The organism is Micromonospora jinlongensis, assembly GCF_013410645.1.
Taxonomy (GTDB): Bacteria; Actinomycetota; Actinomycetes; order Mycobacteriales; family Micromonosporaceae; genus Micromonospora; species Micromonospora zamorensis.
Genome location: NZ_JACCHK010000001.1, coordinates 6,652,526 through 6,666,483, shown reverse-complemented (window position 1 = coordinate 6,666,483; position 13,958 = coordinate 6,652,526). Strand labels below are relative to the sequence as shown.

At 69.5% G+C, this 13,958-nt stretch carries 11 protein-coding genes; 5 read left to right on the top strand and 6 right to left on the bottom strand.

What is annotated here, in order from left to right; all coding sequences use genetic code 11:
• The first annotated feature begins 15 nt into the window (after positions 1-15).
• The gene (locus HNR22_RS30040) at positions 16-912 is read left to right on the top strand and encodes a DUF4231 domain-containing protein (protein ID WP_179783210.1); all 897 of its coding nucleotides are present in this window, start codon (positions 16-18) and stop codon (positions 910-912) included.
• Between the two features lie 181 nt (positions 913-1,093).
• Entirely contained in the window at positions 1,094-2,089 is a 996-nt protein-coding gene (locus HNR22_RS30035; protein ID WP_343060019.1) for an AraC-like ligand-binding domain-containing protein, read from the top strand.
• Positions 2,090-2,098: 9 nt separating this feature from the next.
• On the opposite strand, the gene HNR22_RS30030 is transcribed toward HNR22_RS30035, so the two are convergent.
• The 4 genes from HNR22_RS30030 to HNR22_RS30015 form a co-directional block, all read right to left on the bottom strand.
• Complete coding sequence (locus HNR22_RS30030) at positions 2,099-2,554, bottom strand: DUF6069 family protein (RefSeq protein WP_179783208.1); 456 nt, start codon at positions 2,552-2,554, stop codon at positions 2,099-2,101.
• Positions 2,538-2,816: a hypothetical protein gene (locus tag HNR22_RS30025; RefSeq protein WP_179783207.1), complete on the bottom strand. Its 279-nt coding sequence runs from the start codon at positions 2,814-2,816 to the stop codon at positions 2,538-2,540. Before HNR22_RS30025 ends, HNR22_RS30030 begins: the two co-directional genes overlap by 17 nt.
• Positions 2,817-2,821: 5 nt before the next feature.
• Positions 2,822-3,820 (bottom strand): RNA polymerase subunit sigma-70, encoded by a 999-nt coding sequence (locus HNR22_RS30020; RefSeq protein ID WP_179783206.1) that lies wholly within the window; start codon positions 3,818-3,820, stop codon positions 2,822-2,824.
• Positions 3,821-4,065: 245 nt separating this feature from the next.
• The gene (locus tag HNR22_RS30015) at positions 4,066-5,457 is read right to left on the bottom strand and encodes a cation:dicarboxylate symporter family transporter (RefSeq protein WP_179783205.1); all 1,392 of its coding nucleotides are present in this window, start codon (positions 5,455-5,457) and stop codon (positions 4,066-4,068) included.
• 100 nt (positions 5,458-5,557) lie between these two features.
• On the opposite strand from HNR22_RS30015, the gene HNR22_RS30010 reads away from it, so the two are divergent.
• Both HNR22_RS30010 and HNR22_RS30005 read left to right on the top strand, forming a co-directional pair.
• Positions 5,558-7,144, top strand: a complete 1,587-nt coding sequence (locus HNR22_RS30010; RefSeq protein WP_179783204.1) for an ATP-binding protein — start codon at positions 5,558-5,560, stop codon at positions 7,142-7,144.
• Complete coding sequence (locus HNR22_RS30005) at positions 7,141-7,836, top strand: response regulator (protein WP_179783203.1); 696 nt, start codon at positions 7,141-7,143, stop codon at positions 7,834-7,836. The genes HNR22_RS30010 and HNR22_RS30005 overlap by 4 nt, the downstream gene beginning before the upstream one ends.
• A 121-nt stretch (positions 7,837-7,957) precedes the next feature.
• Here the strand turns inward: HNR22_RS30005 and HNR22_RS30000 are convergent, their stop codons facing one another.
• Positions 7,958-8,272, bottom strand: a complete 315-nt coding sequence (locus tag HNR22_RS30000; RefSeq protein WP_141908799.1) for a transcriptional regulator — start codon at positions 8,270-8,272, stop codon at positions 7,958-7,960.
• Between the two features lie 428 nt (positions 8,273-8,700).
• Between HNR22_RS30000 and abc-f the strand changes: the two genes are divergently transcribed.
• Positions 8,701-10,338 carry a ribosomal protection-like ABC-F family protein gene (abc-f, locus tag HNR22_RS29995; RefSeq protein WP_179783202.1) on the top strand — a complete coding sequence of 546 codons (1,638 nt, stop codon included), beginning with the start codon at positions 8,701-8,703 and terminating at the stop codon, positions 10,336-10,338.
• 53 nt (positions 10,339-10,391) lie between these two features.
• Here abc-f and dnaE read toward each other — a convergent pair whose 3' ends face one another.
• A complete protein-coding gene (gene dnaE / locus HNR22_RS29990) occupies positions 10,392-13,922 on the bottom strand; it encodes a DNA polymerase III subunit alpha (protein ID WP_179783201.1) in 3,531 nt (1,176 codons plus the stop codon).
• Positions 13,923-13,958: the final 36 nt, after the last annotated feature.

Below are 13,958 nucleotides of genomic sequence, written 5' to 3'. Positions count from 1 at the left end.
CACCATCTACAGTGAATGATCTGTCGAGAGGCCAACGCCATGCTGAATGCCGAGGACCTTCCCCCGTTTCAGCGCGCCGTGTCCCACGAGTCGCAGCGCGGCCAACGAGTGTTCACGACCCTGATCGCACTGCGGTTGTCCCTGCTCCTGCTGGCCGCCGTCGCGGGCGTCGCCACCTGGAAACTCGACGACTTCGCCCTGGGCCCGGCGCTGGCGGCGGGCGCCTTCGCCGCCACCTCGATCGTCGAGGTCTTCCTGCTCACCAATCGCCCCAACGAGCGGTGGTACGTCGGCAGAGCCCTCTCCGAATCCGTCAAGTCGCTCACCTGGCGATTCGCGACAGCTTCAGAACCCTTTCCCCAGTCACGGAGCGACTCGGACAGCACCGAGGAATTCACCGGCCGGCTGCTGGGCCTGACCAGGGACATGTCGGCGGCTGGGCTGGCGGCGCCCGCGATGACCGGGCAACAGATCACCGAGGGGATGCGGGCTCTCCGCTCATCCTCCCTTGAGGACCGCCGTGCCGCGTACCTGACCGGCCGCCTGGAGGGCCAGCGGGCCTGGTACGCCGAGCGGTCGTTGTCGAACCGCGCCCGGGCGACACGCTGGTCGGTCAGCATGCTCGTCCTGGAGATCGTGGGGGTGACCCTGGCCGTGTCGAGGGCTGCCGGCCTGACCGACGTCGACCTGCTCGGCGTGGCCGCCGCAGCGGTCGCGGCCGGCGCGGCATGGACGCAGACCCGGCAACACGGTGCGGTGGCAACGGCCTACGCCCTGGCGAGTCAGGAGCTTGCCGCCATGGGGTCGCTCGCCACCCGCATCAGGTCGGAAGCCGACCTGTCGCAGTTCGTGAACGACACGGAGACGGCGATTTCCAGGGAACACACGATGTGGCGAGCACGCCGACGCTGACTGGACCGAAGGCCGGGCCACCCCTTCCGGGTGGTGGCCGTTGTGTGCGCGTCCTGCGAACATGAGGCGACGACGACGCCCCCTCGCCGAACCTGAGCCGGGGTTAAGGTGATCTTGTAAGATCGGTCGGCAGCGCTGCCGTCGCCACGTCAGAAACATCGACAGGAAACGAGGCACGCCAGTGCTCACCGTAGGCTCGGCGGACACGATTTCCGTGCCCGAGAGTGAACGATTCGGGTATTGGCACGACCTGGTGGCACGCGAGTCGGTCCCGATGCGGATCCACAGTGCCCACGCGGCAGACTTCCGCGCCCGCGCCGACGTCATCAGCCTGGGCGAGGTCGTGTTGTCGTCCTGGCAGTACCCATCACTGGACATGCAGCGGACCAGCACATTCATCCGCCGCGGCGACCCGGAGATGTACGAGTTCGCGCTGCCGCTGTCGGGGCACGGCGGGTTGGAGCAGGAGCGGCGGACGAACCGCTTCGCGCCGGGACACTTCGCCGTCGTCGACACGTCGCGACCGCATCAGTCGTCCCATCAGGGGCGGACGCAGCACGAGGACCTGTTGACCACCCTGACGATCCTCGTGCCGCACGATCTCATACCGCTGCATCCCAACAAGGTCGCGCAGCTTCTCGGCACGACCATCTCCGCTGCCGAGGGGATGGGCGTGCTGCTCAACCACTTCGTACGCCAGGTGTTGACCCACCCCGAGCAGTACCAGGAGAGCGACGTTCCGCTCCTGGGCACTGTCGCCCGGGACCTGATCTCCGCGATGCTGGCCCAGCGCCTGGATCTCACGGAGGCTCTACCGACCGAGGTACGCGGCCACAGCCTGCGCGTACGCGTCAAGGCGTTCATCGAGGAGCACCTCGGCGACCCGGACCTCTCCCCGGCCACCGTCGCGGCCGCGCACCACGTCTCGCTCCGCAGCCTGCATCGAGCGTTCGAGGGCGAGGACCAGACCGTCGCCGAGATCATCCGGACGAGGCGCCTGGACCGGTGCGCGCGCGACCTGCGCGACCCCCTGCAACGTGGACGGTCCATCCTCAGCATCGCCGCCCGCTGGGGCTTTCCCTCCCAGGCCCACTTCAGCAGGGTCTTCACCGCGGCCTTCGGCATGTCTCCCCGAGCCTTCCGCAACAATCCCTCGGCACCTCGTTGGCACCGTTGACGAGACCGATCAGCCGGTTCTGGTGCGGAGGCTCCGCGTCAGGGTGGGGATCATCACCGCCGCAGGCACCAGGTGCAGCCCGAGGAGAGCGGCGATGGTGGCGGTGTTCGCCCCGGAGATGAGGGGCGGGACCAACGAGATCGCGGTCAGCGACATCGCCGTCCACAGGAATCGCCTGGCGGGCTGAGCGCTCCACCGGCGTAGAGCGGCGGCGATGACGATGCCCACGACCGAGAAGAAGCCGGTCACCACGGCGAACCCGGACAACGGGATCGTCTCGCCACCCTCGGGGACCTCGAAGTCGACGCCGACGGCCTGGGCGAGCGCGGCGGCGAGGGTGGTGGCCACCACCGCTGCGAGCGCGGCGACGAGGCCAGTGCCGACGAGACCGCGGAACCGGTGGGTGTGGGTGGTCCGGGTCGGTGCGGGGCCTGCGACGACCCCGGTGTCATTCGTGCTGCTCATGTCGATCCTCCATCGGTAACTGGGATACGGGGTTTCTGGGCGCGACGATGCGCACCCTCGCCGTACGACGGCCGGGGTTGCGCAGCGCGTGGACGCCGGTGCCGCGAAGCCAGAACCCGGCGTCCCGGCCGAGGACCGGCCCGGGTTCACCGTCGCGCAGCTCCAGCTGCACCCGCCCGCAGACGACGACGCCGAACGCGTCGCGCCACTGCGCCGGGACCACGACGACACGCTCGCCCCCGCGCAGCGTGAGCGTCCACATCGGGACTACTCCGTGCCGTCCGCCGGCAGTCGCTCCGGCAGCCCGAGCCGCGGGAACTGGTCGTCGTGGAACGTGACGATCTCGGTGATCGCTCCGCCGGTGACGCGCAGGACGTCGAGCGTCAGCGGGAGGTACGCGCCTTCCTGCTCCCGCCACAGGTAGAAGGCGACCGCCGGCTGCCGGTTCACCGAGGTGGGGATCCCCCGCAGCCCCTTCATGCCGACGAATCCGTCCTGGACCCAGTCGTTCACCACCGCGTCACGGCCGACGTGCAGGCCCGGCGTGGGTGGCATCGAGCATCGGACGTCGTCCCGCAGCATGCCAGCGAGCACGTCGATGTCGGTGGCCACGCTGGCGTCGGTGAAGCGGCGCACCAGCTCGCGTGTCCCGCCGTCCTCCTCACCGCCGGTCCAGTCCTGCCGCTCGGCGGGCAGGTGCTCCCGCATGCCGGCGCGCGCCCGCTGCAATGCGCTGTTCACCGAGTTGACCGAGTCCCCGAGAAGATCCGCGACCTCCTTCGCCGGCCAACCGAGCACGTCCCGCAGGATCAGCACCGCCCGCGGACGCGGCGCGAGATGCTGGACCGCGACCAGGTACGCCAGCTCGATCGTCTCCCGCGCGACGGCGACCGCCTCCGGCTCGTCCGCGTCGCCAGCGGGCAGCTCGTCGAGCAGCCGATCCGGGTAGGGCTGCAACCACAGCACCTCGCCGCCGGTCGCCGGCTCCGGGCGACGCTTGGCGAGCAGGTCCAGGCAGGCGTTCGTGGCGATCCGGTACAACCAGGCCCGGAACGTCGACCGCCCCTCGAAGGTCTCCCGCCGCCGCCAGGCACGTAGGAACGTCTCCTGCACGGCATCCTCGGCGTCCTCGAACGACCCGAGCATCCGGTAGCAGTGCACGTGCAGCTCCCGCCGGTGCCGCTGCGCCAGCCCCGAGAACGCCGGCTCGTCGACCTCACCCAGATTGCTCACGCCCAGCTCCTTCAGCCGCGTGTCCGCACTCATCGCGTCATCCTTCCGCCTCGTCGTGTCCTGTCGTAGGTATGACGGGCGCGGGCGCCGGAACTCATCACCCGGGGTCCGAACCCCCGCGAGCTACGCGGCGATGACCCGGTGGAGGAACAGTCGTCCGCACGAACGCGGCTGAGCGGGCAAGGCGTAGGACGGTCATCCAGCCAGGCGCGGTTCACCCCCGGCAGGGTGCGCCGGCGCATGCCCGCGCACCCTGCCGGGGGTGTCCATGCCGTGACTCAGGCTGGCGCTCCCGCCGTCGCGGGCGTCTGCTCGTCGGAACGCGGCGCTGCCGTCTCGTTGGAGTCGTCGTGCTCGTCGAGCATCGTGGCCTCGTCGAACGGGTCGTCGCCCTTGAGCACGCCGACCGCCCGGTCCCGGTCGAACTCGCCGGTCCAGGTTCCGACCAGCACCGTGGCCACGGCGTTGCCCGCGAAGTTGGTCAGCGCCCGGGCCTCCGACATGAACCGGTCGATGCCCACGATCAGCCCGACACCGTCGACGAGGTCCGGTCGGTGCGACTGGAGCCCACCGGCCAGCGTCGCGATGCCGGCACCGGTCACGCCCGCCGCACCCTTCGACGCGATGATCATGAACAGCAGCAGTGACACCTGCTCGCCGATGGAGAGCGGGTTGCCCAGTGCGTCGGCGATGAACAGCGACGCCATCGTCAGGTAGATCGCCGTGCCGTCCAGGTTGAACGAGTACCCGGTCGGCACCGTGATGCCGACGACCGGCTTGCTCACCCCGAAGTGCTCCATCTTCGCGATCAGCCGCGGCAGCGCCGACTCCGACGACGAGGTCGACAGGATCAGCAGGAACTCCCGGCCGAGGTAGCGCAGCAGCGAGAAGATCGAGATCCGGGCCACGAACCAGAGCAGTGCGCCGAGGAACACCAGCACGAAGATCAGGCAGGTCGCGTAGAAGCCCAGCATGATCTGGGCGAGGCTCTTGAGCGCGTCCACGCCGGTCGCGCCGACCACTGCGGCCATGGCACCGAACGCGCCGACCGGCGCCAGCCACATGATCATGGCGAGGACCTTGAAGACGACGCGCTGGATGACGGCGATCGCACCGAGCACCGGCTCACCGCGCCGGCCCATGGCCTGGACAGCGAAACCGACCAGCAGGGCCACCAGCAGCGTCTGGAGCACCTCGCCCTCGGTGAGCGCGGACAGCATCGAGGTCGGGATGATCCCGAGCAGGAACTCCGTCGTACCGGCGGCTTCGTCACCGGCGGCGGCCTTGCCCGCGCCCGCGAGGTCCGGGCCCAGGTTCAGGCCGGAGCCGGGGTGGATGAGGTTGCCGACGACCAGGCCGATGGCGAGCGCCACTGTCGACATGGTGAGGAAGTAGCCGAGGGCGAGGCCGCCGACCTTGCCGACCTTCGCGGCCTGCCGGACGGACCCGACGCCGAGCACGATGGTGCAGAAGATGACCGGGCTGATCATCATCTTGATCAGGTTGACGAAGCCGGTGCCGATCGGCTTGAGTTCCTTGCCGAAATCGGGGGCCACCAGGCCAACCACGATGCCGGCGAGCACGGCCACGATGACAGCGATGTACAGGTAACGGGTACGGTCCCGGCGGGCCGGGGGCGCCGGTGAGGTGGTGGATGCGGTGGTGTCCATGTCGACAATGTGAAGCGTGTCTCACCCGTTGACAGCCTTGCGGTCATTCTGTTCACCGCTGACGAGACAACGGCAGCGGCGCAATGAGGAGGTGGTGGAGGTGGCCCGACGCCAGTGGAGCATCGCGGCGCAGCTCTTCGCCCTCCAGGCGGTGGTGGTGACGCTGCTCGTGCTGGCTGGCGCGGCGGGCGCCGTCTGGCTGGCCCGCAGCGACTCCCGCCAGGCCGCGCAGGAGGAGGTGCTCGCGGTGGCACAGACCGTGGCCGGCTCCCCCGACGTCCGCGCGGCCCTCACCACCGCCGACCCCGCGAGGGTCCTCCAGCCGTACGCGGAATCGACCCGGGAGGCGACGGGCACCGACTTTGTGGTGGTGATGGCCCCCGACCGCACCCGTTTCTCGCACCCCACCCGGGAGCGGATCGGCGAGCCGTTCGTCGGCGACATCGGCCCCGCCCTGGCGGGCCACGCGTTCACCACCACCAACGTCGGGACGCTCGGCGAGTCGGTGCGCGCGGTGGTTCCGGTGTACGACGAGCAGCGGCGCATCGTCGGTCTGGTCTCGGTGGGCATCACCACCCGCGCGATCAACCGCAAGCTGCTCGGCCAGTTGCCGGTGCTGTTCGGTGTCGCCGCGCCGGCCCTGACGCTCGCCGCGACCGGCTCCTGGCTGCTCAGTCGCCGACTTCGCCGCCAGACGCACGGTCTGGGGCCGGCGCAGATGACCCGGATGTACGAGTACTACGACGCGGTCCTGCACTCGGTTCGCGAAGGTCTCGTCGTGCTGACCACCGACCGGCGGGTGGCGCTGGTCAACGACGAGGGCCGCCGGCTGCTGGGGCTCGACGCGGACGCGCCGGTGATCGACCAGCCGGTCGCCGGGATCGACCTGCCGCCAGCGGCGGCCGAGCTGCTCGGCTCCGGGCGCGACGCCCGCGACGAGCCGATCGTCGCCGGTGACCGGGTGCTCGTGGCCAACCAGCGGACCACCCGCTTCGAGGGCGCGGTGCTCGGCACCGTGCTGACCCTGCGCGACCAGACCGAGCTGCGCACGCTGGCCAGCGAGCTGGACTCGGTGCGCGCGCTGACCGAGGCGTTGCAGGCGCAGACCCACGAGTCGGCCAACCGGCTGCACACCGTGCTGACCCTGGTCGAGTTGGGGCGCGCCGACGAGGCCGTCCGGCTCGGCACCAGGGATTTGGCCCTCGCCCAGCAGCTCACCGACCGGGTGGTCGGTGCGGTGACCGAGCCTGCGTTGGCCGCGCTGCTGCTGGGCAAGTCCGCGCAGGCCGGCGAACGCGGGGTGGACCTGATCATCGAGCCGGACTGCCGCCTCGACGACAGCCCACTGCCGACCGGCGATCTGCTCACCGTGGTCGGCAACCTGGTCGACAACGCCCTGGAGGCGGTGGCCGGCACGCCGGCGCCACGCCGGGTGCGAGTCTTCGTCGGCGCCGTCGACGACGAACTGGTGATCCGGGTCGCCGACAGCGGCCCCGGGCTGGCCCCGGACCGGGTGGCCGACGCGTTCCGGCGTGGCTGGTCCACCAAGAGCACCGGCCGCGGCCTCGGTCTGGCGCTGGTCGGGCAGGTGGTCCGCCGGCACGGCGGCAGCGCCGAGGTGACTCGCTCGGACGACGGCGGCAGCATGTTCACCGTCCGCCTGCCCGGTGGAGGTGAGCGGTCGTGACCGACATCCGGGTGCTGGTCGTCGAGGACGAGCCACTGCTCGCCGAGGCACATTCCGCGTACACCGAACGGGTTCCCGGGTTCGTGGTGGTCGGCGTGGCGCACACCGCGCGGGCGGCGATGGCGGCCCTGCGCGCCAACGACGGCGGCGACATCGACCTCGTACTCCTGGATTTTCGGCTGCCCGACCTGCACGGCCTGGACGTCTGCCGGGCGCTGCGCGCGGCCGGCAGCAGCGTCGACGTGCTCGCGGTGACCTCCGCGCGGGACCTGGCGGTGGTGCGCACCGCGGTGTCCCTCGGGGTGACCCACTACCTGCTCAAACCGTTCACGTTCGCCGCGTTCCGCGACAAGCTGGAGCGGTACGCGGACTACCGCGCGCAGGCGCTCGCCGACGGTGAGGTGGCCGCCCAGCACGACGTGGACCGGATGTTCGCCACCCTGCGCGGCACCGCCGGACACAGCCTGCCCAAGGGGCTCGACGCGCAGACCCTGAATCGGGTACGCACCGCCCTCACCGACGGGGCCGGAGCCCAGGCGGGGCTGTCCGCGACCGAGGTGAGCGGGCTGACCGGCATCTCCCGGGTGACCGCCCGCCGCTACCTGGAATATCTGGTGACCGTCGACCGTGCGGCCCGCAGCCCTCGCTACGGCACCCCCGGCCGCCCCGAGGTTGAATACCGACCCCGCTGACCTTCTCCTAGCGTCGATCATGGAGTTGTGGTGCCTCACGTATGGAGCACCAGGGGGCATTGCTCCCACCACAACTCCATGATCGACGTCTGCTGTCGCCGGCAGCACGCGAGACGCGTTGTCAGGCGATCTGACGGAGGTCATCGCCGTAGTCGAAGATGATCCTCATCCGGGCACCGAGTGCTCGTGCATATCGGCTCAGCGTCGCGACCTCGTTGGCCTCCAGATCACCGTTCTCGATCTGGCTGACCCGGCCGGGCGTGACACCCATCAGCTCGGCCACCTGCCGCTGGGTCAGGCCCAGCCGCTTCCGTTCTTCGGCAAGATGGAACGCGCTGATCCACGCCTCCGTACGGGCACGTTCTCCGTCGAGCGCTTCATCGTCCCCGTCGTGCAGCTCAGCCCGGATGTCGTTCCAGTCATGGAAGTCGCTCATCAGCCCTCCCTCCGTTTCCTCTCGAAGGCAAGCCAGCCCTCGTACGCGATCTCAGCGACCGGAATCGATTTTTCGTACCATCGATTCCAATCTCCTGCCTTGTTACCCGTTGTCGTCCTGATCGCCCAGCGACGTGGCGGCTCATGAGACATGGACCAACTATAGCCTGGCCTATACACCGAGCGCTGCACCCTTTTGCGGTGGCGGGGTGAAGATCCGTTGTTAGACTTGGCCGAGTTGGGTTAGTGGCACGACCAGGGAGACCAGACATGGCGGGTGACGACGACATCTCCGGGTGAGACCGGATGTGTTCGGCCATCGGTTCGGCGCGTGTAGGCGCAGCCGTCGAGGCCATGCCGTCGTTCCACCGGTTCCCGTTGTCGTCGGGCAGCCTAGGCGCGCCCACCCCACCCTTTGAGGTCACTCGCATGTCTGATGCGTTCATCGTCTGCTCGAACCTGTCCTTCTCCTGGCCGGACGACACCCCGGTCTTCTCGGAGCTGTCCTTCACCGTCCCGGGCGGGCGCACCGGCCTGGTCGCGCCCAACGGCGCCGGCAAGAGCACCCTGCTGCGGCTGATCGCCGGGGAGCTGCGGCCCAGCGGTGGCAGCGTCACCGTCGACGGCCTGCTCGGCTACCTACCGCAGACCCTGCCGCTGGTCGGCGACCTGACCGTGGCGCAGGTGCTCGGCGTCGCCGAGCGGATCGCGGCCCTGCACGCCATCGAGGCGGGCGACGCCAGCGAGGCGCACTTCGCCACGATCGGCGACGACTGGGACATCGAGGAGCGCACCCGCGCCGAGCTGGACCGGCTCGGTCTCGGTGAGCTGTCACTCGACCGGCGGCTGCACACCCTCAGCGGCGGCCAGGTGGTCTCCCTCGGCCTGGCGGCGCAACTGCTGCGCCGCCCGGACGTGCTGCTGCTCGACGAGCCGACCAACAACCTGGACCTGGAGTCTCGGCACAAGCTCTACGACGTGCTCTCCGACTGGTCCGGCTGCCTGCTGCTGGTCAGCCACGACCGGGAGCTGCTGGACCGGATGGACCGCATCGCCGAGCTGGACCGCGGCGAGATCCGCTGGTACGGGGGCAACTTCACCGCGTACACCGAGGCGGTGCAGGCGGCGCGGGAGGTGGCCGAGAGCAACCTGCGCAACGCCGAGCAGGAGGTCAAGCGGGAGAAACGGGAGATGCAGCAGGCCCGGGAGCGGGCCGACCGGCGGGCCAGCAACGCCTCGAAGAACCTCAAGAACGCCGGCCTGGCGCGGATCGTGGCCGGTGGGCTGAAGCGCAGTGCGCAGGAGTCGGCGGGCCGGGCGCAGGAAACCCACTCCAACCGGGTCGGTTCGGCCCAGGCGCGCCTCGACGAGGCCGGCCGGGCGGTACGCGACGAGGACCGGATCACCGTGGACCTGCCGGACACCACCGTCCCCGGCGGACGCACTGTCTTCTCCGGCCAGGGGATGCGGGCCTGCTTCGACGACCGGGAGCTGTTCGGCGGCGACGGTGCCGACCTGGTGATCCGGGGGCCGGAGCGGATCGCGCTCACCGGCGCGAACGGCGTCGGCAAGTCGACCCTGCTGCGCCTCGTCAGCGGTGACCTCGAACCGGCCGGCGGGGACATCCGGCGGGCGGACGGGCGGATCGCGTACCTGTCGCAGCGGCTGGACCTGCTGGACCTCGACCGTACGGTGGCGGAGAACTTCGCCGCCTACGCGCCGAGTCTGCCGGACGCGTCTCGGATGAACCTGCTCGCCCGGTTCCTGTTCCGGGGCTCCCGGGTGAACCTGCCCGTCGGGGTGCTCTCCGGCGGTGAGCGGCTGCGCGCGACCCTCGCGTGTGTGCTCTGCGCCGAGCCGGCGCCGCAACTGCTGCTGCTCGACGAGCCGACCAACAATCTGGACCTGGTCAGCGTCGCTCAGTTGGAGAGCGCGCTGTCCGCGTACCAGGGGGCGTTCGTGGTGGTCAGCCACGACGAACGGTTCCTCGCAGAGATCGGCGTGCAGCGCTGGTTGCGGTTGGCCGACGGCCAACTGCGGGAGATCAGCGCCCCCGAGCAGGGCTGACCGGCGGCCGTCCTCGGTCCGGCCGGACGTGCGCCGGCCGGACCGAGGCCCGGTCAGCTCACGTTGGCCGGGCCGAGGACGCTCTTCAGGTCACCCATCAGCGCGGTCGTCGCCGCCACCCGGAACGGGCCCAGCCGCAGGGTGGTGGTGCGCCCACCGTTCTGGAGTTTGACGTGCACCTCGGTGTCGCCGGGGTGCAGCACCAGGGTTTCCTTGAGTTTCTCCACCAGCGGCGGTGTGCAGCGGTGCACCGGGATGGTGAGGGTGACCGGCTTGTTGGTGGCGCTGGTGCTGACGTCCGGCATGGACATGTCCATCGCCATGATCCGTGGGGTGTCGTCGCGGCGGTCCACCCGACCCTTGACCACCACGATGGCGTCCTCGGCGATGTACTGCCCGATCACCTCGTAGGTGTTGGGGAAGAACAGCGTCTCGACCCCACCGGCCAGGTCCTCCAGGGTGGCCGAGGCCCAGGCCCGACCCTGCTTGGTGACCCGGCGCTGCACCCCGGACAGGATGCCGGCGAGAGTGACGACGGCCCCGTCGGGCACCGCGCCCTCCTCGGCCAGGGAGGCGATGGTGGTGTCGGCTGCCGCGTTGAGGATGTGCTCCAGGCCGAACAGCGGGTGGTCGGAGACGTACAGGCCGAGCATCTCGCGCTCGAAGGCCAGCTTGTCGCGCTTGTCCCACTCGCTGTCACCGATCACCGGCATCACCGTCGTGCTGCCGGTGTCGGCGTCACCGAAGCCCGCGCCGAACAGGTCGTACTGGCCGACCGCCTCCTTGCGCTTGACATCGGCGTACGCGTCGATGGCGTCGGCGTGCACCGCGAGCAGACCCTTGCGGGGGTGGTCGAGGGAATCGAACGCACCAGCCTTGATCAAGGATTCGATGGTCTTCTTGTTGCAGACCACCGCGTCCACCTTGGACAGGAAGTCGTAGAAGTCGGCGTACTCGCCCTTCTCCTCCCGGCACCGCATGATCGAGGCGACCACGTTCGCCCCGACGTTGCGCACGGCGGCCAGACCGAAGCGGATGTCCTTGCCGACCGGGGTGAACGGCCCGGCCGAGGTGTTCACGTCCGGCGGCAGCACCTGGATGCGCATCCGGCGACACTCGGCCAGGTAGAGCGCCATCTTGTCCTTGTCGTCGCCGACACTGGTCAGCAACCCGGCCATGTACTCGGCCGGGTAGTGCGCCTTCAGGTACGCCGTCCAGTAGGAGACCAGACCGTACGCGGCGGAGTGCGCCTTGTTGAAGGCGTAGCCGGCGAAGGGCACCAGGACGTCCCACACCGCCTGGATCGCCTCGTCGGAGTAGCCGCGCTCACGGCAGCCGTCCCGGAACGGGATGAACTCCTTGTCGAGGATCTCCTTCTTCTTCTTACCCATGGCCCGGCGCAGCAGGTCCGCCTGACCGAGGGTGTAGCCGGCGAGGATCTGCGCGGCGCGCTGCACCTGCTCCTGGTAGACGATCAGGCCGTGGGTGGGCTCCAGGATCTCCCGCAGCGGCTCCTCCAGCTCCGGGTGGATCGGCGTGATCTCCTGGAGCTTGTTCTTGCGCAGCGCGTAGTTGGTGTGCGAGTCGACGCCCATCGGGCCGGGCCGGTACAGCGCCAGGACGGCGGAGATGTCCTCGAAGTTGTCCGGCTTCATCAGCCGCAGCAGCGAGCGCATCGGCCCACCGTCGAGCTGGAACACGCCCAGGGTGTCACCGCGGGCCAGCAGCTCGTAGGCCGCCGGGTCGTCCAGCGGCAACCCCAGCAGGTCGAGCTTCTTGCCGTGGTTGAGCTCGATGTTCTTGACCGCGTCGTCGATGATCGTCAGGTTGCGCAGGCCGAGGAAGTCCATCTTCAACAGCCCGAGCGACTCGCAGGTCGGATAGTCGAACTGCGTGATGATCGCCCCGTCGGCGTCCCGGCGGGTCAACGGGATGTGCTCGATGATCGGCTCGGCGGACATGATGACGCCGGCGGCGTGCACACCGGTCTGCCGGATCAGCCCCTCGATGCCCTTGGCGGTGTCGATCACCTTGCGGACGTCCGGGTCGGAGTCGTACAGGCCGCGGATCTCGCCGGCCTCGGCGTAGCGGGGGTGCTTGGTATCGAAGATGCCGGTGAGCGGGATGTCCTTGCCCATCACGGCCGGCGGCATCGCCTTGGTGATCCGGTCGCCGACCGCGTACGGGTAGCCGAGGACCCGGGCCGAGTCCTTGATCGCGGCCTTCGCCTTGATCGTGCCGAAGGTGGCGATCTGGGCGACCTTGTCCTCACCCCACTTGTCGGTGACGTACTTGATCACCTCACCGCGCCGGCGCTCGTCGAAGTCGATGTCGACATCCGGCATCGAGACCCGCTCGGGGTTGAGGAACCGCTCGAAGATCAGGCCGTGCTGGATCGGGTCCAGGTCGGTGATGCCCAGCGCGTACGCGACGAGGGAGCCGGCGGCCGAGCCACGGCCCGGACCCACCGAGATGCCCTGGCTCTTGGCCCACTGGATGAAGTCGGCGACCACGAGGAAGTACGACGGGAAGCCCATCTGGTTGATGACGCCCAGCTCGTACTCCGCCTGGACGACGTGCCCCTCCGGGATGCCGTTCGGGTAGCGGCGGGCCAGGCCGGCGAACGTCTCCTTGCGGAACCAGGACTCCTCGGTCTCCCCCTCGGGCACCGGGAAGCGCGGCATCAGATTGTGGAACTCGAACATGCCGGTCGGGTCGACCTTCTCGGCGACCAGCAGGGTGTTGCGGCAGCCCTCCTGCCACAACTCCGACGAGTCCACCGCGCGCATCTGGTCGGCGCTCTTGATGAAGTAACCGCCACCTTCGAACCGGAACCGGTTCGGGTCGTCGATGTTGCTGCCGGTCTGCACGCAGAGCAGCACGTCGTGGGCGGTGGCCTGCGCCTCGTGGGTGTAGTGCGAGTCGTTGGTGACCACCGGCGGGATGTCCAGTTTGCGGGCGATCTCGGTGAGCCCCTCACGGACCCGGCTCTCGATGGAGAGGCCGTGATCCATGATCTCCAGGAAGTAGTTTTCCTTGCCGAAGATGTCCTGGTAGCTCGCGGCGACCTTGAGAGCCTCGTCGAACTGGCCCAGCCGCAGGCGGGTCTGCACCGCGCCGGACGGGCAGCCGGTGGTGGCCATGATGCCCTCGGCGTGCTCGGCGATCAGCTCCATGTCCATCCGGGGCCACTTGACGTAGTGCCCCTCCATGGACGCGCGCGAGTTGAGGGTGAACAGGTTCTTCAGGCCCCGCGCGTTCTTCGCCCACATCGTCTTGTGGGTGATCGCGCCGTTACCGGAGATGTCGTCGCTCTTCTGCTCCGGCCGACCCCACTTGACCCGCGCCTTGTGGTAGCGCGACTCCGGCGCCACGTACGCCTCGACGCCCAGGATCGGGGTGATCCCGGCGGCCATCGCCTGGTTGTAGAAGTCGTTCGCGCCATGCATGTTGCCGTGGTCGGTGATCGCCACGGCGGACATGCCGAGCCGCTTGGCCTCGGCGAACAGGTCCTTGAGGCGGGCCGCTCCGTCGAGCATCGAATACTCGGTGTGCACGTGCAGATGCGCGAACGAATCGGCCATGCCTGGCGCCCCCCGGCGGTGTGGATCTTGTTGGTC